Origin of the sequence: Vibrio sp. Vb1337 (genome assembly GCF_033338715.1) — a bacterium.
Classification (GTDB): domain Bacteria; phylum Pseudomonadota; class Gammaproteobacteria; order Enterobacterales; family Vibrionaceae; genus Vibrio; species Vibrio alginolyticus.
In genome coordinates, this window is the sequence record NZ_JAWOTD010000004.1 from 123,362 (window position 1) to 145,722 (window position 22,361).

Annotated in this window: 20 protein-coding genes; 6 read left to right on the plus strand and 14 right to left on the minus strand. The window is 43.2% G+C overall.

The window, feature by feature from the left end; translation table 11 throughout:
* Positions 1 to 144: 144 nt before the first annotated feature.
* The 6 genes from R7E42_RS06025 to aspT all read right to left on the minus strand — a co-directional run bounded on the left by R7E42_RS06025 (position 145) and on the right by aspT (position 7,411).
* Positions 145 to 1,053: a LysR family transcriptional regulator gene (locus R7E42_RS06025; RefSeq protein ID WP_017821360.1), complete on the minus strand. Its 909-nt coding sequence runs from the start codon at positions 1,051 to 1,053 to the stop codon at positions 145 to 147.
* A 142-nt stretch (positions 1,054 to 1,195) separates the two neighbouring features.
* Entirely contained in the window at positions 1,196 to 1,624 is a 429-nt protein-coding gene (locus tag R7E42_RS06030; protein ID WP_047102715.1) for a hypothetical protein, read from the minus strand.
* A gap of 17 nt (positions 1,625 to 1,641) precedes the next feature.
* Positions 1,642 to 2,811: a patatin-like phospholipase family protein gene (locus R7E42_RS06035; RefSeq protein WP_318072427.1), complete on the minus strand. Its 1,170-nt coding sequence runs from the start codon at positions 2,809 to 2,811 to the stop codon at positions 1,642 to 1,644.
* A gap of 210 nt (positions 2,812 to 3,021) precedes the next feature.
* Positions 3,022 to 3,879 (minus strand): pyridoxal kinase PdxY, encoded by an 858-nt coding sequence (pdxY, locus tag R7E42_RS06040; RefSeq protein WP_005377109.1) that lies wholly within the window; start codon positions 3,877 to 3,879, stop codon positions 3,022 to 3,024.
* A 125-nt stretch (positions 3,880 to 4,004) separates the two neighbouring features.
* Complete coding sequence (locus R7E42_RS06045) at positions 4,005 to 5,600, minus strand: bifunctional aspartate transaminase/aspartate 4-decarboxylase (RefSeq protein WP_255231854.1); 1,596 nt, start codon at positions 5,598 to 5,600, stop codon at positions 4,005 to 4,007.
* A 95-nt stretch (positions 5,601 to 5,695) separates the two neighbouring features.
* The gene (aspT, locus tag R7E42_RS06050) at positions 5,696 to 7,411 is read right to left on the minus strand and encodes an aspartate-alanine antiporter (RefSeq protein WP_258657470.1); all 1,716 of its coding nucleotides are present in this window, start codon (positions 7,409 to 7,411) and stop codon (positions 5,696 to 5,698) included.
* Between the two features lie 426 nt (positions 7,412 to 7,837).
* Between aspT and R7E42_RS06055 the strand changes: the two genes are divergently transcribed.
* The 6 genes from R7E42_RS06055 to R7E42_RS06080 all read left to right on the plus strand — a co-directional run bounded on the left by R7E42_RS06055 (position 7,838) and on the right by R7E42_RS06080 (position 16,053).
* A complete protein-coding gene (locus tag R7E42_RS06055; RefSeq protein ID WP_005377106.1) occupies positions 7,838 to 8,050 on the plus strand; it encodes a DUF1656 domain-containing protein in 213 nt (70 codons plus the stop codon).
* A 10-nt stretch (positions 8,051 to 8,060) separates the two neighbouring features.
* Complete coding sequence (locus tag R7E42_RS06060) at positions 8,061 to 8,924, plus strand: HlyD family secretion protein (RefSeq protein WP_222712645.1); 864 nt, start codon at positions 8,061 to 8,063, stop codon at positions 8,922 to 8,924.
* A 13-nt stretch (positions 8,925 to 8,937) separates the two neighbouring features.
* Positions 8,938 to 10,293 carry an FUSC family protein gene (locus tag R7E42_RS06065; protein WP_064354001.1) on the plus strand — a complete coding sequence of 452 codons (1,356 nt, stop codon included), beginning with the start codon at positions 8,938 to 8,940 and terminating at the stop codon, positions 10,291 to 10,293.
* A 302-nt stretch (positions 10,294 to 10,595) separates the two neighbouring features.
* Positions 10,596 to 12,251: a hypothetical protein gene (locus tag R7E42_RS06070; protein WP_064354002.1), complete on the plus strand. Its 1,656-nt coding sequence runs from the start codon at positions 10,596 to 10,598 to the stop codon at positions 12,249 to 12,251.
* Positions 12,252 to 12,460: 209 nt separating this feature from the next.
* Positions 12,461 to 14,500 carry a carboxylesterase family protein gene (locus R7E42_RS06075; protein WP_318072428.1) on the plus strand — a complete coding sequence of 680 codons (2,040 nt, stop codon included), beginning with the start codon at positions 12,461 to 12,463 and terminating at the stop codon, positions 14,498 to 14,500.
* A 101-nt stretch (positions 14,501 to 14,601) separates the two neighbouring features.
* Positions 14,602 to 16,053, plus strand: a complete 1,452-nt coding sequence (locus R7E42_RS06080; protein WP_318072429.1) for a phospholipase D family protein — start codon at positions 14,602 to 14,604, stop codon at positions 16,051 to 16,053.
* Between the two features lie 57 nt (positions 16,054 to 16,110).
* On the opposite strand, the gene R7E42_RS06085 is transcribed toward R7E42_RS06080, so the two are convergent.
* From R7E42_RS06085 to R7E42_RS06120, 8 genes are all read right to left on the minus strand, one after another.
* Complete coding sequence (locus R7E42_RS06085; RefSeq protein ID WP_241670015.1) at positions 16,111 to 17,769, minus strand: autotransporter assembly complex protein TamA; 1,659 nt, start codon at positions 17,767 to 17,769, stop codon at positions 16,111 to 16,113.
* Between the two features lie 336 nt (positions 17,770 to 18,105).
* Positions 18,106 to 18,570, minus strand: coding sequence for a DUF2846 domain-containing protein (locus R7E42_RS06090; RefSeq protein ID WP_005377099.1), 465 nt, complete (start codon positions 18,568 to 18,570; stop codon positions 18,106 to 18,108).
* A 169-nt stretch (positions 18,571 to 18,739) separates the two neighbouring features.
* Positions 18,740 to 19,366, minus strand: a complete 627-nt coding sequence (locus R7E42_RS06095; RefSeq protein WP_005377098.1) for a LysE family translocator — start codon at positions 19,364 to 19,366, stop codon at positions 18,740 to 18,742.
* Between the two features lie 327 nt (positions 19,367 to 19,693).
* Entirely contained in the window at positions 19,694 to 20,320 is a 627-nt protein-coding gene (locus tag R7E42_RS06100) for a LysE family translocator (protein WP_318072430.1), read from the minus strand.
* Between the two features lie 129 nt (positions 20,321 to 20,449).
* On the minus strand, positions 20,450 to 20,803 hold the full coding sequence (locus R7E42_RS06105) for a DUF1428 domain-containing protein (protein WP_005387184.1): 354 nt from the start codon (positions 20,801 to 20,803) through the stop codon (positions 20,450 to 20,452).
* Positions 20,804 to 20,900: 97 nt separating this feature from the next.
* Positions 20,901 to 21,506, minus strand: a complete 606-nt coding sequence (locus R7E42_RS06110; RefSeq protein ID WP_053306983.1) for a hypothetical protein — start codon at positions 21,504 to 21,506, stop codon at positions 20,901 to 20,903.
* An 81-nt stretch (positions 21,507 to 21,587) separates the two neighbouring features.
* Complete coding sequence (locus tag R7E42_RS06115) at positions 21,588 to 21,884, minus strand: antibiotic biosynthesis monooxygenase family protein (RefSeq protein WP_025768092.1); 297 nt, start codon at positions 21,882 to 21,884, stop codon at positions 21,588 to 21,590.
* 142 nt (positions 21,885 to 22,026) lie between these two features.
* Complete coding sequence (locus R7E42_RS06120; protein WP_042523844.1) at positions 22,027 to 22,314, minus strand: putative quinol monooxygenase; 288 nt, start codon at positions 22,312 to 22,314, stop codon at positions 22,027 to 22,029.
* Positions 22,315 to 22,361: the final 47 nt, after the last annotated feature.

Consider the following 22,361-nt stretch of genomic DNA (forward strand, 5'->3'; position numbering starts at 1 on the left):
TGGATTCCATACTCTCATATAGAGGGTCATATCCTTCCAATAGACATTAGTCTTCGCTAGAAAGATAACGTTTTTCAGACACAAAAAAACAAGACTCACATTGAGTCTTGTTGTTGATAGGGATGAGCAAGATACATGTCGCCGCTAAGTCATATCGCGGATTATTTTCTCTCGGTATTCTGTAACGACCTTCATGATTGAATTTTTTACATCACCGACTTGCTTAGAGGGTTGGCACCATAGGCCAAAACCAAACTTAAAACCTTCCAATAATTCAGAAGCTTCCACTGGCTCTATATGATTATTAGAAAACTCCGAATGGGCAAACGTTCTGGGGAGAATCGCCCATCCTAAACCTGCTTCAACCATTTTCACTACAAGGGCCAATTGGTCGACCTCTTCATGGTTCGAACTTACGATGACTTTTTCGCCCATTCCCTCTTCAATAAGAGACCGCAGTACAAATTGTTTACTATTCCTCAAGGCTGTCAATACTCGATCTGGTGCCACAGAAGCGAGTTCACCACCTTTCTGGACGAAAGGAACAAATTCAAAATGACCTAAAAACGTCGCATCCAAACTATGTATTGCTCGACTATCATGTACATTGACAATACCGAATTGATACTCACCATTCTGTAAACCCTCTTTAATTTCGTTGCGATTACGAACAAGAAAGTTAACTCGCATCATCGGAAAATCTGCTGCTAATTGAATACGAAGCAATACAAGAAAACGGTGTGGTATAGCGCTTGAATAGGCGATACTAACATTCTCTAACCCACCGTAAGCTAGACTTAATGCGACTTTATCGAAAGTACGTGCTTGTTCGATGGTTTGCTTAGCATAGTGGTAAAGAAGATGACCATCTTCTGTCGGTTCTACCGAGCGCCCCACTCGCTCAAACAGGTTGACCGCCAGTTGGTCTTCAAGATTGGTAATCACCTGCCCTATTGTGGTTCGGTGCTTATTGAGTTTGACCGCCGCCTTACTAAACGAAAGCTGTTCATAAACGGTTACGAACGCGAGAAGTTGTTCAAAACTAAAATTCATAGGTTGTGCTTACTTTTTAGAGTTATCTAATTAAATTACCACAAGATCGTAGAATTGCTACTTGGTAACGGAAACAATCTGCGTTTGAATTCCTTCTCGACGACACAAAAAAACCTACTAGCTTCAGTAGGTTTTCTCTAACTTAGTTGTACTCAACGACACGAGCTAAATAGTTGAATTCTCCTGAGTCACCATGGTAATCGCGGTAGACATCGACACTGAAATATTTAGGTTGATCAGCGTAAATGTGGTCAACGACTTTTTGCTCAAGTGACTCCAACGTTTCACCGACCTGAGAGTACACGAACTGCTTGTTCACTTTTTCCAATTTACGTTGTTTCGCTTCTTTGTGTGACACATAGTTGTTGATCTCTTCCCACTTTCCCACGAACTCGACCGCCACGTAACTCGAGTTCTCGTCAATCATAATAAAGGCTGCACCTTCTTCTTTGATTGCAGACAGTTGCTGCATATCACTATCCACTTTTTGCTGGTCAAGATGGGCACCACTTTGGGCGAATGCAGTCGCGGAAGCGGTAAGCATCATGAGTGTAAGAACGGCTTTTTTCATTGTATCGTTTTCCTGTATTAAGGGAGTTCAGTTACCCAAAGTTGCCCTTGGGTGGCTTTTTTGAATCCATATTCGTAAATCGTCACCAAGTAGCGGTGATCGAACATATCTTTCGTTACTTTGGCGTATCTGAAATCTTGATCAATGTAGGTAAACTGCATCTCGATATCGTTGATTTCACTGATGTATTTCATTCGATAGAGATCACCACGAGTTTGCGCTAGCGTAAGGCTTGAGACACTTTTCGATACCAAGTCCAAACCTTTGTCTTTTAGTGGACGATACGGCGCTTTTAACGCACCATTGCGAATCACATCCAGCTGAGGCGCTTTTTCTAACCCCAAAGCATCTGAGATTTGTTGATAGTTGAAGTTAGACGGATTAAAGAACACCTGCGCTGCGAGACCGCCATCTACGTGTAACTCCTCAAGTGTTTCTCCATCATGTTCAACATCGATAAATTGTGGAGGGAAAACACCAGGGATCGATGCGCTCGCAGCAAGCACCTTGTAAATCAGTTCAGATTTGTCCGTTAAATCACTGTTCGCAATCGCACCAATATTCCAAACCACCAGTTCGCCTGAATCAAAATGGGTACTGCCAATAAAGAGGCGTTTACCATTGCGGTGTTGCTGCGCCATCGCCTCAATCATGGGCTCAGGGTAAGCGTCTGCGATGAAATCATAGAGGTTCTCACCATCGGTAAACGCGTCCTTAAACAGGGTATTTAAGAAGTTCTTCTTACCCAAAATATTCTTATCATTGATGTTGAGCATGACTTCTTTCATCTTTGGCATCGCATCACCGCCAATGAAAACAAAAGGAGCGATTAGGGCACCAGCACTGACTCCAGTAATGATGGCATAATCTTTTAGCTCCCCCTTTTCCTGTAGCCCCATCAAAACGCCGGCCCCGTATGCGCCGTTTACGCCACCACCCGATAAGGCCAAAATATTGAGCTGTTCACCCTCTACTTTGATCGGTGTGGTTTGATTGTGCGCTGAGTAGAGAAAATCCGGCGCTTCATTGGCCCACATTCGAAGTGGCTCATTTGGTGTCGAACTCGCGATCTCGACATCTTTATAGTTGCTTTGAGAAACACGAACATCCAGCGTATGAGGTGAACTACAAGCTACTATCAGCAGCGAAAGTGCAACCGTCACACCAGAGGAAATTAAACGATTCATAATCAGTCTCATTTAATGTTCTCTGGCGTATGACCAGAGACTCAGTTTGAAGTTAATTGGGTCAAAATGAAGTCCGTTTCGTTGTGTGGAGTTACTATAGCTAGGCACGGCTAAACCCCATAATCGCGATTGTAGGATGCTATCCATCAAAGCAATTATGCCAAGTTTCTATATGCTAACTTTACGCTTCTCCGTTAATTAGGTACTGCGCTAAGCAATTTTCACGACGTTGAACTCATGCGTCGGTTCGACAAATTCGTATTGGGCATTGATCGTCTGTAGCTCCCATGTGCCATAGCCTTTGGTGATCTCCAATACACCGTAAACGGCGTTATGTGTATGACGAAAGGCTGCGACAGGAGACATCTTCTTCACCAAACAAGAAGTAAAAATCGCAGAAATCAAATCACCGACACCGACTGGCTGCATAGCAAATTCAACACTAGGGCGTTGGGCCAAATAGCTTGCTTTCGGCGTGGCTAAAATCATACTGAAGGCGTCATCTGTTAGTGCATGCAGGTGTTTCACCAATACCATTTTCGGTCCCAGCTCTAGGGCTTTTTTACATGCAGTGACCGCATCATAAAGAGAGTCAATTTTCACACCTGTTAACTCGCTCAGTTCAAACTGGTTAGGAACAATCACATCAGCGATGGGCAACAAGCTATGGCTTATCGCTTCTTTGACACCGTCTGCCACAATGCAACCTTTGTCTGGATCACCCATAACTGGGTCACACACATAAAGCGCGCTGTGGTTACGCGATTTGACTAAACTTACCGCTTCGGCCACCGCTCGACATTGCTCTGCGCTGCCTTGATAACCGGACAGTATCGCGCCACATTCTCCTAACTTCTCAATGTTATCTAAGCCTCTCATTAGAGAATGAATTTCATCTGCCCCAAACTTCTGTCCAGTCCAACCTTGCTGGTACTGAGTGTGATTTGAAAACTGAACCGTGTGAATTGGCCAGACTTCGAGGCCCATTCTCTGCATCGGAAAGACTGCAGAACTGTTTCCTGCGTGGCCATAAACCACATGAGATTGAATAGAAATAATGCTTTTCATAAGTCACTCTTAATTGAGAAGTTTGTTAGCTTGGCGACTAAATAAACACAATATCGCGCACTGTGCTTATTTGGTCGGAATAGCCTCGACAACGCCGAGGCTTATTCTTAATCAGGCTGGATTCATTAGCCTTTGAATTCAGCAAAGTACTCATCCAACACTTTGCGTGTTGCACGACCGATAAGCTCGTATTCGTGGTGAGTAAGGTTTGCTAGCGAAACTCGAACTGATGCGTGTACTACATCGAAGCCTTGGCCCGGAAGTAGGATAACGCCGGTTTCATGTGCAAGGCGGAACAGGAAGTCTTTGCCCTTCTCGCTCGCTTTGAACCATTCAACGAATGCTGGTCCGTACAATTTGCCGCCCAGAGTGTCGAGCTCAAGCAGTGTGTAGTAGTCCACACGATCTTTGTTTTCTTCAATTTCTACACCCATGTTTTTGTACAGAGTTTTGTAACGCTCACGAATGATGCGTTTACATGCTTCTTTGTAGTTTTTCTCTGAGTCCATCAAGCAGTTCAATGAGAACAGCGCCATTTGAACTTGTTGAGGAAGAGACAAACCTGCTGTGTGGTTAAGTGCTACGCTGCGGCTATCTGCAACGATACGGTCAATAAATTTGATCTCACGAGGTTCCGGAGTCAGCGTTTTGTAACGATCGTCCAACTCAAGTTGACGCGCTTCAGGAAGGCTACGCATTGCATCGTCAAACACGTTGTTGTGTTGAATTGCAATCGAGCCTAGACGCCAGCCTGTTGCACCGAAGTACTTAGAGAACGAGTACACACAAAGCGTGTTGTATGGCAGTTTTGCAAACAGTGAGACGAAATCGTCCGCAAAAGTGCCGTATACATCGTCAGTCACAATGAATAGGTCGCTACGTTCGTTGTTCACGAAGTTTGATAGGTTATCCAGAGTCTCATCCGAGAACTTCACAGACGCTGGGTTTGCTGGGTTAACAACACAAAGCAGTTTGATCTCTGTATCTGCAAGCTTTTCGATTTCAGACATCGGCAGCTGCCATGTTGTCTCATCCAGACGTAGTTCAACGATTTCTAGTTCGTATTCACTCAGTTCTGGAATCTCTAGGTAAGGCGTAAAGATTGGAGTTATTAGTGCAACCTTGTCACCTTTCTTCAATAGACCGTTGTTGAACATAGTTTGGAACGTGTACGTCATAGACGCTGTACCGCCTTCCGTTGCAAACAGATCGAAGTCTGTTGTCATTGGCATCGGGCCGTACATCTCTTCTGCGATGTACTGTTTTACAACCGTTTCGATGTTCGTCAACATGCGTGGTGGCACTGGGTAGTTACATGCAAGGTATGCGTTAACCAGTTCATTCAAGAATGCTTGCTTCTCTAGACCCAAACGGTCTTTTGCGTAGCTCAGCGACTTTTCCAAGAACTGTACGCCTTGGTCTTGTTTATTCTTGCTTGCAAACGTATCGAAGCGCTCAACAATGCCCACACCATCTGGAATGCCACCGAAACCACCATCTAGGTATGAGTAAGTGCGCTCGGCTTCCAATATTGCGAATTCACCCAAACGAATGAACGCTTTACGTGGTAGTGTCGCTAGAAAATTAGGGTTACCACGACCTGCATCTAATAAAGCGCGGTCAGGAACAGTTTGTGCCACTTCAATAAGTTTATCTTTTAATTCAAATGGGCTTAAATCTGCAAATTTCGAAAAATCAATTGTTGTGTTTTGCGTAGTCATAATATTTACCTGAATCTATTATTTAGTAAAATTTGGATAATACTTCCCCTACCGCCTATTTAATTAGGCGATAAGAGTGTTCGAATTTATTTAAATTACATGCCTGCGTTTAAAGTAATAATGCCGACAATAATTGGACCCCATAGGGTAAGCAGTACATTGGCGACTGCATAAGTCACGGTGAATGAGAATACTGGTGTTGCATTACCTGTTTTTTCCATTAACGCCGCAAATGCTGGGTTTGCACTTCGTCCACCTGTCACACAGCCTAGTGCTTCAACTGGGTTCTTAATCTTCAATACAAAATATGAGAAGAAGAACGCAATAATCTGAGGGATAATCGTTACACCCATACCAAGGAACAACAGAGACATACCGTGTTCTTTGATGGTGTCGACCGCTTGAGGCCCAGCTTCAAGGCCAACAATGCCCACAAATGCTGCCAAACCGAAATCTCGAATAAAGTTCGCAGCACCCACAGGAAACTGAGCAACGTGCGGATTGCGGCTACGTAACCAACCCACAATCAAGCCTGAGATCAAACAACCTGCACCAGAACCGATGGTGACGGGAATACCAGCAATCTTAAAGCTGATAAGACCAATCAATAGACCAAGCACCATGCCCATACCAAGCACAATGAAATCCGTCATGGTTGCAGAGCCCATGCGTTGACCAATGTTTTTCTCAACGCGATTGATGTCTTTTGCTGTACCTGTAAGCTGGATGACGTCGTTTTTCTTCACCACAAGATCCGGCGTCATTTCGATAGAGCTGCCTTCACGAATGTAATCCGTCACATAAACGCCGCGCATGGAACCTTGGTTCGAAGCCTCTTTGATCTCTTGCAGTGACTTACCAATCAGTATGTGGTTATCAGCGATCAGTTGGCGATTTTCTTCAATAACTTCATAGTCTTCTGGAAGTGCAACCTCGTTGTCAGCCAAACCATCTTGCAGCTGATGTACCGCATTACGACGACCTGTTACAACAATGACATCCCCTTCTTTCAGTGCTGTGAATTTGTCCACTTCTAGCACTTTGCCATCACGTTGAATCAATTCAATACAAGCAGCTAGAGCGTGTTGGTTTAACTGAGCTAAGGTTTTGCCTGCTAACCCACCATCTTTGCTCACTTTAAATGCTCGTGTAACCAGCGCGGTTACTGCGTTGAATTCACCCGGCGCAAGATCGCGCTTACCGTTTGAGTTTTTCTCTTCTAGAGCAATCGCTTCTGCTCGGATATCCCACTTCATCAGTGTTGGGAATACCCATGTCACCATCAGAATTGGACCAAGCGAACCAAAGATGTACGTAACTGCGTAGCCTACTGCGACGTTGGTCTGCATTAGGTGCTTGGCTTCTTCCGTCACGCCACCAAGACGTGCGATCGCATCACCCGCTGTACCGATGATTGCCGATTGAGTCAAACCACCAGCTGCAAGACCTGCGGCCGTACCTCTGTCTAGATCAAACATCCAAGCTGCTGCTAACACACAAAGCAGACCTGAAACCGTCATAACCACGGCAGAAAGTAGAATGTTGATGGTTCTAAAGTTCAATGCTTTGAAGAACTGCGCACCACCTTGATAGCCTACTGCGTAAATAAAGAGCGCAAAGAAAATGCTTTTTACGCCGGGATCAATATGAACACCAAATTGCCCAATAATTACACCCATTAATAATGTTCCGGCAACACCGCCAAGAACAAATCGACCAATGGTAATTTTACCTACCATATAACCGAGAGAGAGCGTAATAAAGAGAGCAACAAATGGTGCCATGTCAAAAAGATTAGAAATAATTTCCATGACAATTTTACTCTTACTAATAAATATAAAACTCAAATAATCTAACGAATAATCTGTCACTCATATTTGTTGGATTATTTAATTTAAAAAGCATCTCGTTTGCTTCGAAGCGAATATTAGGAACAAAACCTCACAACTCGTAATCCCATTTGAAGGACGAAACCATCACTTCGCATATTCAAAAGCAAACATTGAACAATAATTGTCGAAAATTTAACAACTTAGTGGTCTGAAATGAACATAGAATAAATTGGAAAATAAATTTATTTTTATTTTCACTGTCCAAAAAGCTACTTTGCTGCGCTATTCCCTCTATATAGCGCATAGCACCTTTCGTTTGATGGATTAGATCCTGCAAAAGCGATTATCACTGATGCCATCACTTGCCTTATCTTTACATTCATCAAGTTAATAGAGAAAAACACCATGAACTCAATGCCACATGAACTTGTGTGGGGCGAAGTTTACTTCCCTCCCTTGTTGCTGGTTATTGCATTGGCTTACATGCTCACCATTTTGGTTGGAACCGTTGCAACAAAACTGGGACTCCACAAATACGTTGCATTTCCCGCGCTCGCTGAGCTAAGCCTAATTGTGATTTTTACTGGCGTTATTGGTCGATTCATTACCATATTTTGAGGCAAATTCCGTGATAAAACGTTATCTCATCACACTGCTACTACTGTGTTCAGCTGGCACCGTGATTTTCAGCTACTACCAATCATACTCTGACACCCCTTGGACTAGAGATGGCCAAGTTAGCGCGCACATCGTTTCTATAACCCCCCGCGTAACAGGACAAATCATCCAAGTCTACGTCGAAGACAATTCGCAAGTGAAACAAGGCGATTTGCTGTTTGAGATTGACCCAAGCATCTATAAAGCGGCGTACCACAAAGCGCTAGCAGCTCAAAAGCAAGCCATTGCATTACTAGCAAAGGCCAAAAATGAAGAGCAGCGAGCACTTAAGTTAGAAAAGCGCACACCTGGCGCTGTACCTGTACTGACATTGAATAACCTAGACAATGCGGTGGAGACAGCCGTTGCCAACGTAGAACTCGCGAAAGCCAATGTTGAAGAAGCCAAGCTAAACCTTGATTACACAAAAGTTTATGCGCCAACGAATGGTTATATCACTAATTTGAACTTACGTGTCGGCTCTCAAGTCGTCGCTAACTCCCCAGTCGTGGCTTTGATTGATGAAGACAGCTTTTGGATCGAAGGATATTTCAAAGAAACGGATTTAGTTGGCGTTGATCCACAAGATAAAGCCTACGTGACCTTAATGATGCACAATGAAGCTGTGTTGGAAGGAAAAATCAAAAGCATTGGCTACGGCATTGCGAAACAAGATGGTAGTACTGGTAACGATCTTTTGCCCAATGTGAACCCTAACTTTCAGTGGATACGCTTAGCTCAACGCATTCCAATTAAAGTTAAATTAGATCACTTACCGAAAGATTTTCAACTACGTGTTGGTATGACGGCCTCTATCAAAATCATCAAACAATAATGCGGTGGAATGTATGTTTAATGCCTCAACCAAAGAAGCAATCAAAGCTGCGCTGTCTATCGTTATCGCGATCTGCCTTGCCTTATGGTTTCAATGGGAGAAACCGTATTGGGCAGCGATCGCAGTCGCGGTAATGGCATTAAATGAAAGCTTCGCTCACTCAATAAACAAAGGTCATAATCGCTTATTAGGAACCCTCCTTGGCATCGGTTATGCCTTTTTCCTCATCACGACATTTTCTCAAGATCGCTTTTTGTTTCTCACCTTCTTCACCTTGTTTTTAGGTGCGTGCATTTTTATGTCGAGCGACGAAAAGTATGGTTATGTGTTCTCTATCGGCTTTGCTGTGTGCTCCATCATCGCATGTATGGGAGGATTTGATAGTCAAGCAACGTTCCACTTCGCTGTTCTTCGCATGCAAGAGACGATTCTTGGTGTGATCACGTTTTCTGTTGTGTACCGATTAGTTTGGCCAGTCAGTACAGAACAAAACTTCATTCAACGTTTTGAGGCCAGCAGAGAGGCGATGCTTAACGCTATGAAATCGCCCAATGATATAGATATTGAAGCTCTTGAGACCAACAGCGCCAACATAGAAAAGTTGTTCCAACTGGTCGGCTTACCACTTACTGGCAGCTACCACTTGAAAGAACATCGTCAGCTATGGCGTGCGCGTTTAAATGAGATGGCACAAATCCAAGACCGATTGCTAGAACAAGCAGATAAATCGCAAAGTCGTGAGATCGATTGGCCAACGCTAACGCAGCAACTTCAAAGCTTTGATATTAAAAATCCAAGTACGTCTCTCATCGGTCACGTTGCTTGTGTCATGCAAAGAGAGAAAAACACAGTTTGGCATCACGAGCATCGAACGTTTATCCAGCATTTGAATGAAGACGGCAGAAAGGTACTGCAAGGTGTCTCCATGTTCATCACTTCTTTGTTGATCTGGATTTATCTGCCCGTACCCGGAGGTTTCATTTTTCCGATGCTAGCAGGCGTGTTCTCTTCAATCGTTCCTACTATGCCACCAAGCATTATTAAAGATGCATTTTTTGGGGTGATAGGTACTGGCACGGTGATTCTATTGCAATACATTTTCATAATGCCAATGATGACCGAGCTTTGGCAGCTTGGGCTATTCTACTTCATCAACATCATCGTAATTTGGAAAGTCTTTTCCACACCAAAACTGATGGTACATAGAATTCTAGGTATTAACTTATTGGTTGTCTTGACATCAGGAGCGCTCAATTTAACCCCAGCTTATCGAATTGAAACGCCCTTGCTGATGCTGGTAAACATTATGATCATTTTGATGATTGCCAAGTTGTTTACTGATCTGTTTCGTGTTCGCGTTACGGTCTAAGCGTCACCTCCGTTCTTGAAACTAAAGCCCTGCATTGCTTCTGCTATGCGGGGCTGTTTGTTTGTGAGCTAGCCATTATTCCTTCGTAACCCATAAAGCGAGGATAGTATCCATCAAAAGCGATTAACGGGATTTCTCTACCCACCATAAAATCCTCTCATTGATTTACGAAATGCAATCGAAAACCATGCATTCACAACGTCAATCACAGCAAACATATCTATCTAACTGAACAAGAAGTTCAGTGACACATTAACTGTCTGAGTCTCGAAGGTTTGAGACTATTCAGAGTGGAAACTGTCATGAGTTTTTTTGAATTACGCGCCGGCAAGACGTCTTCTCTTACTGTGCTCGCGAGCGCACTAATGCTTACTACCCCCACTTTTGGCTTCGCCGCTGAAGAGACGACGACCTACAACGAAGTAATCGAGCAAGGCCGAGCGCTGTTCGACAAATACGGTATCAGTCATGATTTACCAAAACTGGCCATCAGCTCTCTAGTTCAAGGCGAGCATTTGGTCGAGCATGCCCACCGAAGTGTTAAAATCGGTGATAGCGTTCGCGATTCGTCCGTCTACTTGGTTAAGAACACCGATAACAAAGGCAACATTGATCTGCGTATCAAGTACAACCCTGAACAACTCGATGAAAATGAAAAAGTACTTGATGAGATCGAAGCTTTCACACGAACAGAATACCGCCTTCGAAACTACGCGGAGAGTTTTGATCCGTCATCAGTAAGAGCCAAAGAGGATCAGAATGGTAATGTGATCATCAGTTTTAATTACTCAAAATACGGTCTTCCTCAAGATATCGCCTACTTTCGCTTTTTAAGCGTTGATATTGAGTTGGTTAATGGTGAACCGAAACGTATGGTCATTACCAACGATAAACCGTTCACACATCACAACTACCAAGTGGATTCTTACGATCAAGAGATCCTCTTCCAGAAGTTAGCGTCAGGCAAAATTGCGATTGCCAGTAAAAACACCAAGATAGTTGGTTCAAAGAAAAATAAACCCCTCGAAATGATGAGCAGCGTAAAACCGGTAGCGATTTATGAAGATAAGCTTGGCGTGCAAGTACTAGACGAAAAACGCTTGAATGAGGTCTCTGATCCACGCATGCAAGAAGCCAGTGTTAAGCTAGACCGAGTTTTTCCTTTAATGGGTGATATGGTTCGTCGTCAAGGTATCGATTTGCCTCTGCCGTTTGGTGTGTCGCTAGCGTATCGAAATCAAGATATGAATATTCCATTTAATGATTTCACGATTGAAGGCATCGGCCTTAATGAACTGTTTGATCCAGAAGACAGTGTCGGCATCGTGAGTGCTGAGAGCATGACGCTTCGTGGCGATGTAAACATCCTGCCATTTTGGAATGTATTTGGTTACATCGGAAAAGTTAATGTCGATGCCAATGTTGATGCCGCCTACACGGGTGAAGGTGGCCAGTACATAAAAGATAAGCTGAACGATAAACTGCCAGGATTAGGTGATAAGTTTTGCGATGGTTTATCTGCACTTTGTAGTCGCGGACGCCTAGACGTGCCGCTGCATTTGGAATATGACCTTCGTGGTATAGGTACAACCCTTTCGGTTGGCTATAAAGAATTCTTTGCTTCTGTCACTGGTACCTATTCGCAAACTCGCTTAAAGGGCTTAGATGATTGGGGCGATGGTATTGTTACTGTACAGCCGATGTTGGGTTATCAACTTGTCGATTATCGCACGCAGTTTTTTGTCGGAGCAGAATATCAAGGACTGGACGCTCGAATGGACGGGCATGTAAAAAGTGGTGATATCGAATTCGATTACGACATTGGTGTAGATCTTAATCAATGGGCGTTTTTGACTGGTTTCAATAAGCAAATCGGCAAAAACTACAACCTGACCTTTCTCTATAACAAAGGGGAAACTCGAGAGTCAGTAACCTTAAATCTTGGTTACCGTTTCTAGCTCTCATAAAGAGCCCGCCCCTAGACGATGGTAGGACTGCATCCTACAAAGGCGATTACTGAAACTGTCGCCGATGTCCTACCATTTGAGCCATCAATACAACAAGCCATCCAACCATTCACGGATTAATGCCAAAGCGTCAGGACGTCGCTTGTTAGATGCCGTTTAACATTTTCGGTGTACGCACCAAATGACTTTTGGACATAACAATGACTTTACTCAATCGCTCAACTTTAGCCATTACCATCACTCTTGCCTTAGCAGCTTGCAGTGATGACTCTGGTAAACCTAGCGTTCCTAACGGCCCGAAGCCACTACAACCCTTACCACCAGAGCAAATCGCTTTGGAAATTGGCGATGCAACCATTCAAGCGACCAAAGAGTCCCTTGTCATCACGCCTCTTGATGCGGATGAAAAACTGGCAGCGGTAGAGGCGTTCAAAGGTATCCAGTTTGCGCAAGCAGACCGCTTTCAGCACAGCATTGCGGTCCCACTTGAAGGCGATGTTGATGCGACTCAGTTCGGTGATGCGTGTCCGCAATTAAAAACCACGACACAAACGCAATCAGAAAATTGTTTGAACCTAAACATTTGGCGACCTGCCGGGACAGAAGCGTACGCAGATTTGCCAGTTTATGTCTTTATTCACGGTGGAGACTTTGAATACGGCGCGGGCTCAGAACCGCTGATTCATGGTGATATGGTGGTTGCACAAGGTGCTGACGATGGTAACCCGTTTATTGCAGTTACTTTTAACTATCGTTTGGGCTTGCTAGGCAGTGTTTGGATCGATGGTTTGGACAACCCTGAGGGCGGTAACTTTGGTCTAGGCGATCAAAAACACGCGCTTGAATGGGTTCAACAAAACATAGAGGCATTCGGCGGCAATCCGCAAAACGTGACACTCATGGGTCAAGGTGCGGGTGCCATGTCGGTGGGAATTTTACAGCAATCAAAAGGCGATGCTGCAATCGCAGGTGAGCACTTTCAACGTGCCATCATGCAAAGCAACCCTTACGGCTTTGAATATAAAAGTTACGATGTTGCCAAGAGCCAAAGACCAGAGCAAAGCGTTGAAGATCTTGCGTTACTACCACTTGAAGAGATCATGAAGGTACAAAGCGAGATGCTTGATCCTATTCAACGTCTTAAGAACTGGGTACTGACCGCCGTGAATATTCCGGTTATAAGCCCAACACGCGACAACAGCCCATTAGCTACATTGATGCCATTTGCGCCTTACATCGAGCATCGCCCACCAGCGTTTCTAGTGAAAGAAGTACCAGGCTATCACTTTACTGAGCAAGCCATTGAGAGTGAATGGATCGTACCAACGGTAATTGGCTCTAACAGCGCAGAAATCAATACTCTGGGCATGCTGCCGAGCCTGACATTTTTGATCCCAACTATTATTGAAATCTTGAGCCAAGGAGCGCCAGAAATCATTGAAAGTGGTGACGAAAACTTAATCGTCGAATACATGGTGGAGTGGCTAGAATCGGAAACGAACTTAAACCGTTTACGCACCGAATATCGTTCATTGCTCAGCGATTCAGCTTCAATTGAACTCGATCTTTCTGACTTATTGGAACTGCTGCCTAGCACCGCTTATGAGGCGATGACTAAGTTGTTCTTCGGTTTGGGGAACTCCGATTCAACCACGGAGTTACTTGCTCTGGCTGACTTCTTCCCTAACGATGAAAGCGAACTGAATGGCGCGTCCAAAAACATGCAGCAATTCAAAACCGCGTTACATGACTTGCTCTTCACGGGTCCAAACCGTCATAAGGTTTCAACTGAAGAAACAACAGGAGCAACGCCAAGCTTCTACTACTTTGACTACACACCTGGATTCAACGTATGGACTTACAATACCAAAGGTGAAAATGGCGATCTCGACGTTGGTGATTTACTCAAAAGCATCAGTTGTATTGTGGGCGCTTGTAATGCATCGGAATTACCATTTGTGTTTAACAAGGCATTAAAGCTTGATGGTTCAAGTGTTCGTCCAGGTAGCAAAGACAAAGCAATGATGAACAAGCTCTCTCGTATGTGGTTTAGCGAACGTTTATTTGAAGACTTCCAATACAACAGTGCGACTGATCGAGTTTTGCTGATCGATAATGATGACGGTATTCAATCCACACAAGACTGGGACAATGCTCATCACTCAGGCATCGATCCAAAACTGCGCCAAGGTCGCCTCAACGGTCTCGAGGAACTTGGGCTGATTCTTAGCCACATGTAACTTCATCCTCAGCCACTCAAAACTCGTTACCGAATACCTAAAAGCCAGTTCGCTGGCTTTTTTCATCCTTATTCCTTGAACATAATTAGGAAGGTTTACTCATGTTTCCTAACGCCCTCCGTGCTCTGCTACTCTTTATCTTCGGCGCGCTGTTGGTTGGCTGTGCTCAGCCCTACCCGCAAGTTGAACCGGATTTTGAAGCCAATTGGCAAACTACTCAGCATCAAGCCGAAGTTTACTTAATTCCTACCGCTCCAGAAGCCTTTGCTCGTCGCGTTGAACTGGTAAGAAACGCTCAGCAAAGCATCGATATGACTTATTTTTCTTGGGAAAGTGACACGCTTGGTTTGATGCTACTCTATGAACTCAAGCAAGCAGCAGATCGAGGTGTGCAAGTTCGACTCACTCTCGATGACTTATTAGTGTTTAACGAGAAATGGCTTGCTGATCTCAGCGCTCACGACAACATTCAAATCCGTTTATTCAATCCGTTTGATTCACGTAAGTCAGGTTGGATTGGTCGCGCCGTCAACTTCTCTACTCACCAACAACGTTTGGATAATCGTCTGCACGAGAAGTACTTCAACGTCGACCATCAATGGATGATTCTAGGTGGACGCAACATTGGCGACGACTATTTTGGTTACAGCCGCAAAGCCAACTTCTTTGATATGGATGTCTTGTTCAAAGGCAGCATTATTCGAGCGTTCGACCAGAACTACCAACAACTTTGGGACAGCGAGCATGTCACGCCAATAGAAAACATCGTTAACGTTACCCCAAACTATTCCGCGTTTACTAAAGCGCTTAATAAAGGTGAGAAAGACAAAAGCATCATTCTGGCTGAAGTTGAAAAGCAGGTTAAACACCTGACCAGTCCCGACTTCATCGCTGCGCAAGTCACCCCCGTTTTCGACTCATTAAACAAGTTAGAAAACAACAAACCCTACTTTAGAAGACGTGCAGAACACCAAGTTTGGCAACAAACAACCACTGTATCCAAAGCAGTGATATCAACGCCTTACGTGGTACCGAGTGATGGTGAATTTGCCTTTATTGATACCTTGATGGAGCAAAAAGCGGACATCACGTTAATGACGAACTCGTCTGCTTCTAATGATTCTGGCTTTATTCCGGCTTATTACGAGAACCATCGCCAAACCCTGTTGGATAAGGGCGTTCATATACTTGAGTACAAAAACCAAGCGAAAAATGATGACCATTACTTCCATGCGGATACTTATTATCACAACAAGACGGTGATACTCGATGATCGGCTGACTTATATCGGCTCATCAAACTTCGACCCAAGATCGGATTTCCTCAATGTGGAATTTGGTGTGTTGGTCCAAAGCGAAGCCTTTGCAGAACATGTCATGCACTACTTAACTCGACAACAAGATGAACTGTTTTGGCGAGTATCTCGAGATGGACAAGGCCAAACTCAGTGGCAATCAATGAATGAAACCCATACTAAGAATCCAAACTATGGTGGATGGCATAAGGCGCCTAACTGGATATTCAAGAAACTGAATGGTGAGTTCGAACTCTAAACAATCAAGACTTAAAAGGCTCTCTATCTGCAAGGATGAGAGCCTTTTTAATGCCCGCTAAAACTGCGTGCCTAGCGAAAAGTGAACGCGGAATTGGTCTCCTTGTGGGGCATCTAAACCATAAGCAAAGTCCACTTTGACAGGCACGTATTTTGAATTCCATATCAAACTCAACCCTGTACCGCTTTTCCAATCCACCCTATCGTTGAAGGCATCACCAACATCATAAAATGCCCCAAGCCACAATTGGCGGTAGACCTGATATTGATATTCCAGCCCAGCAGTAAACATGTAACGAGCACCGGTTAAATCGCCATTTTCGTCTCTCGGAGAGATGGATTCATAACCATAACCCCGAAGATTGCCGTCACCTCCCGCAAAGAAACGTAATGATGATGGGATATCGCTCAAAGTGTCAGCGACATTAATACCGACATTGGAACGAAAGTGAAACTTGTGTTTTTCACTAATATCCCACGACAGCACACTGTTGCCTTCAATGCGCAGCAAACGAGAATCCGAGAAAAAATTGGGGTCTGAGTATTCCAATGAGTAGACGTGACGGTGCTTTACTTCTAATTGATCGTTCTTACGATCAAGCAGTGAAAATGTCACCCCCGGTAATAACAACTGTGATTCGTTATTCTCCGACGCTTGTCGATAACTCTCTTGCAAATAACGAACGTGCATGGTGCTTTGCCAATCACTGTCTAACTGCCAGTGTTTTTCAAACGATAAATCATTAGAAAAACTCGATGTGTCTCGATAGTCGACATGCTTAGATTCAAACTGAATCCCGTAGTAATCCGTTAGAACATTTTGTGTGGGAATTTTGTAACCAAGTAATAGCGATTGTTCCGGTTTGGAAGCGTACGCTTGTGCCTCAAAACTGTGTCCACGTGCGTTATACCAAGGCTTGCTCCAATTCAGCGAAGCGCGTAACCCCAAGTCTGTCGAATACCCACCGCCGACTTGCACAATATTGCGTGAATTCGGCTCTGCTAGCACTTCTATCGGCACCTTATGACCATCGGATACCTCCTCGAAATCCGCTTTCACAATCACACTGCGAAACCAATCAGTACTGGAGAGATCGGCCTGATATTGACTCAATTTCAAAGTGTCAAAATCGTCGCCCCACTCAAATGTTCTCATCGCTTCTATTCGAGCCGTTTCGATACCCGACGTAAGGACAGAGAGCTCTCCAAATTGGTAACGAGAACCACTAGAGAAATGCAGATTCACATGAGCTTGATTCAAACTTGGAATGACTTCCAAAGACGATTCGATAAAACGTCCATCTAAGTAACCTTTTTGCTGAGCCAATGAAATCAAGTTTCGTTTTAGCGTGTCGTACTCAGAATGAAGCAACGGCTGCCCTTGTTTAAGTTGAGCTTGATTAATTAGTTCGATGAAATCTTGATCGTTACTGGCCTCTCCCGACACAGCAATATTAGATTTTTTGACCAACATAACCTCCCCCGCGTCAACCTCAAGCGTGATGAGATCATTCTCTGATCTCCGAACATTGAGCTCGGAATGATAGTAGCCATAAGGGTTTAACGCATTATTAACCATCTGCGTTAGTCGATTTGAGGTAATGTTTGAAACAGAGAGTTTCGTTAGTGGTGTAAGGTGACTTTCAAGATTTTTCTCTAATATTGGTGTTAGCCCTTTGATTTTAAATTGCGCTCCGAGTGCATGATGTAAAGGCATAGAAGCTAAAACTGATATACCTATTATTTGTTTAATGAGAGGAGACACACCGCTACCTAGTTTAGCAATACACTCGACAAGGTTAATGATGGAATGGCATATCTGTTAATCGCGTTTGTAGGATTGCTCCCTACGAAATCCTCTCGAAAATTCACGTTTCACAAGTAGATTCTTTGAACAATAAGTGGGCTCAAGCTAGGAGGTGGCAAATCATGCGGTCTGAAATAGGTATACTGTTTGCCAAAAATACAAAACCCAACGCTGAATGGATCTCATCAAGCGTTGGGTTACATTGATAATGTGTTTTTTAATCTAAAAAGCGGTCTGTTTGTAAAACTAGATCGAAGAACAGTTTCCTTTTTCTGCCATGTCGACTTTTAGTACTTCGGCTTTACCTTTGCTTTCGTCTACGAGTTCTACGCCCGCACCACCAACAAATACACCCATTTTAATGTATTGATTAACGAAATAATTACGGCCCTCTTCCGTTAAGATAGTTAAGTGATTTTCAGAAAACTCAGACTCTGTACTTACTTGATGTTCTTTATTGCCTTCGACCTCATGGTAGAAGAATACACCAGGAGCGGTTTCACCAATACATTCCCCATCGACGTAAACATACTTTTTAAGCGCTGCTCCGACAAAAGCATCTTCTCGGTAAATGTAAATCCCTGCGTTCCCCTTTTGAGGTGCTTCAAATGATTTCATTTGATTTGATACTGTCGAATCAACAGTAGGAACAGAAGCACAACCTGACAAACCCAAAAGGAATGCGGAACACAGAATTACTTTATTTTTCATGTTATTAACCTAGCTACGATAAAATCGCGCCAACCATACTATAAATAAATACGTTCACTTATTGGTATTTTTGAAATTTGTGATTCAACCTATGCAATAGCACTCATTTAGCGTATAGATTGAGCAAACATTAGCCATATAATAATCACGAGAATAAAATGCCCTGTATCTAACGATCACTAAATGCCACTTTACTCGCTAGACTGATAAGTAGAATACCTGAAACACCTTCAAGAGTTCTTGAATAACGCTGAGAGTGTGGACGACTAAATACCCAATTACCCACAGAGGCGTACAAAACGTTACATGTCGTCGCAAGTACGCTGAACAGCAAGCCAAGTACTAATAATTGCATTGATGTTGAGCTTGCAGACGTATCAATAAATTGAGGCAGAAACGAGAGAAAGAATAGCGCTACTTTTGGATTCAAGACGCTGACGATAACTCCCTGAACAAACACATTTTTATTATTATCAACATTTTTGTTTTCAACGATTTTACTTTCTCCACGCCACATGGACAGTAAAGACTGAACACCTAAATAAACTAGGTAAGCGGCCCCTAACCATTTAACAACGCTAAAAGCCAAAGATGAACTCAGAATTATTGCTGACAAACCTAAACATGCCGCTAGTGTATGAAAAAAGTAACCTACACCAAGCCCCAGAGCCGCTTTCAGCCCAGCAGATAATTTACCTTTCATTGTATTGGAAACAATATAAATTACATCAGGTCCAGGAATCATGTTGATAGCGAGACAAGCGACAACAAATAATAATAGTGAGTTTGAATCCATTCTTTTCTCCAAATTAACGTCTTGCGGGATAACATTTCATCGAACTACAAGTAATGCAACGTCCAGGTTTCAATTGGTTATATTTAGTATTAACAACACGTTACTAATACTACAGCACTGCGCGAAGAGCACAATCATGAACAGTGATACGAATTAAATTATGGGCCTTTGTTAGCCCTTTGAATGATAATATTTAGCATCGTTTGGTTGTAAGCTTTTTCTAGCCAGCAGCTCTTATGGAAGTTAACAAATCGGCTACTTAGTATACTTAATAGACCGTCAAATCAGATAGATTATCTATTCTTATTTCTTCAAGCCTTTTTTGCTTCATTTTCCTGCCTCACTAAGCAGCAACTTAATACTTGCCACACCAAAAAATAACGCGAACACGCCTTCAAAAACTGCTTTGGATCTGAGATAGGTTTGCCTGACCTTTTTATACGCGAAAAGAAAAGCATAGCCAAAGAAAACCAAAGCACGAACCAGCCCCACAACAAAAATGACCGACAACAATTCCAACGGACTGGCCTTAGGAGGAACCCCTATCGAATAAAGCGCACCGAAAAACAGAATAGCCTTTGGGTTAGTTAAGTGAATTAACACTCCGGTTAAGTAGTTACCCTTCTTTGTCGTTACGTATGTTTTGGGTAACTTTAGCTGCTCGATGTTGCAGGCAGAATGTACGGACTTTAAAGCCAAATATAAAAGATAAAATGCCCCACAATATCTAAGAATTTCAAAAAGCCAAACATTGCTATAGAGTATGGTTGCGAGACCAAAAGCGGCTGAGGTTGACCAAAATAAAGACCCCGTTAAAACACCTGCAGCCAAATACCCACCAAAGCGTCGACCGTGGTTCATTGACGTGCCTGCTATCGCAAGAGTTGCAGGTCCAGGGCTAGCGATGGCAGCGATAGCTGATACGACAATCAGTGAATAATTTATCTCTTCCATTTTTACTCTAAGCCTCAAAATGGAGTTTTATCAACACTTATCGCGGAATACTCTATTGAACGTACATCAGAAGCGTAATACTGATTAAAACACCAAGTGTCACGAATCGAGTTGAGATTATTTGGTATTTTACTGCTCCAAAATAACATCAAATCCGCCATAAATGAGACGCTTTCCATCAAAGGGCATTGGGTTATTGTCTGGACTCATTCGAGGATCACCCATGATCCGCAGCCACCCTGAGTCTCGAACTTCTTTTGAAGGCCAGACTACCCACGAAAACACAACGGTTTCGTTGCTTTCAGCGTTAACTGCCATGGGAAATGATGTGATCTCACCATCTGGTACTTCACTCCCCCACGTCTCAACAACCTTTAAGGCCCCAAACTCCCTGAACATTTCTGCTGCTATTTTTGCGTGTGCGATATACTTTTCTTTATTCGCTGTCGGCACTGCAGCGACAAACCCATCAATGTATGACATAAGTAAACTCCTTTCATTGGAGTTATAACCATAGCTCAATAAAAAGAATGCACATGATGCCAAACCATAGAAGCAGGTACGTAATACAGCTTGAGAGCTACATTCCTAGCTTGGACTTTATATGCATATTTGAAAGGTATGTGTTTGGATCAAGCTTGGTTAGCATATTTATAATCTCCAAAACACTCGAATACTCAATACGTTCCTCTTCAGCATGCCCGATCCCACCTATTGTAAAGTGAGTAAAGCGGTAATCACGATAAACGTTTTGCAGCTGGCTAGAAATATCTTTGAGTAATCTTTTACTGAGGGCGAATGCAGGGTATTCACTACTTTCTGAAAGCTCTGCTGTAGAGCCAATAGATACAATATTGCATTTATCGTTAAGTGAACCTAAAGCGTTAAGCTCATTGACTAAATTAAGATACCCAATCGGACCAACATTCATAAACTCAATCAGTTCGCTTGTTGTCAATTCTGAAGACTCTCCCCACATCGACGCCAAATAAACTATGATGTCAAACTCTACACCTTTGAAGCACGTATAATCTGGCTTTTTACCGGGATCAACGTCAATACAAACAGAAGCGACTCCCTCCTCAACTAGCTTTGATCTAGAAACCGCATAAATTTCTGTACCCTGTAAGTTCGTAGCCAAGAACCTTCCTAGCCCCTTACTACCTCCAACAATTAAAATCTGCATAACCCTATTCCTTGATTAAGGTTGTCTTTCATATTGTCCGTCAAACTGTTCATTAGGCATCACTTTAACGTTTCTATTGCCCTACTTAGTTCTATCTTCAATTTCATCGAATGGTTCAACTGAAATACGCTCTGCAATTTCACTCATCTTCTTCATTTTTTCTGGGTTACTAGTTCCCCAAAACCGCTCCCAGTCTTCACGTGTTCGCCACTTGGCAATAGTTAAAACCTTTTCCGGTACATCGTAAGAACGAAGCATAAAACTACCAAGCGCCCCATCTACTGACTGATGAATTGAATCTGTCGTCGAACGCCATATATTTTGAAACTCATCCATTTTTTCACTTGGCACACGCCATTCATACACAACTCTAAACATAACACTTCCATTAAAATTTCTAGATTTAATACGGCAAAGTATCAAGAACACTAAGCCAGGTTAATAGATGAATAAAGCAACATAGCAGAGCGTGAGCAACCTAAAAAACAAAGCGTAAACGCTCTAAATCACTCCGATTCGATTAGTCATGCACACATTCAAAGATTTCGTATTGACGTTTAACATTGGCTGTTACTTTTCCCCAATGTGAGGCTTGAACTCTTTCCTGATGTTGCTTAAAAGAGGCTTTGTCGACGAACTCCTCATAGACATCAAAACGAAAAGGATTAGTCGAGCTTTGAGTCACAAGAAAAGTAAGGCAGCCCGGCTCTTCTAACGTGAGCCTTTTGTGAATTATTAACTCATGTTTTACTAATTCTAGATCCTTTTCCGGAACTAAAATAAAGCCTTTCAATGTAACTTTCGACATATCATCCTCCCGCCCCTATCGTGTAGCGTTTTGTTAAGAAGTAGCCA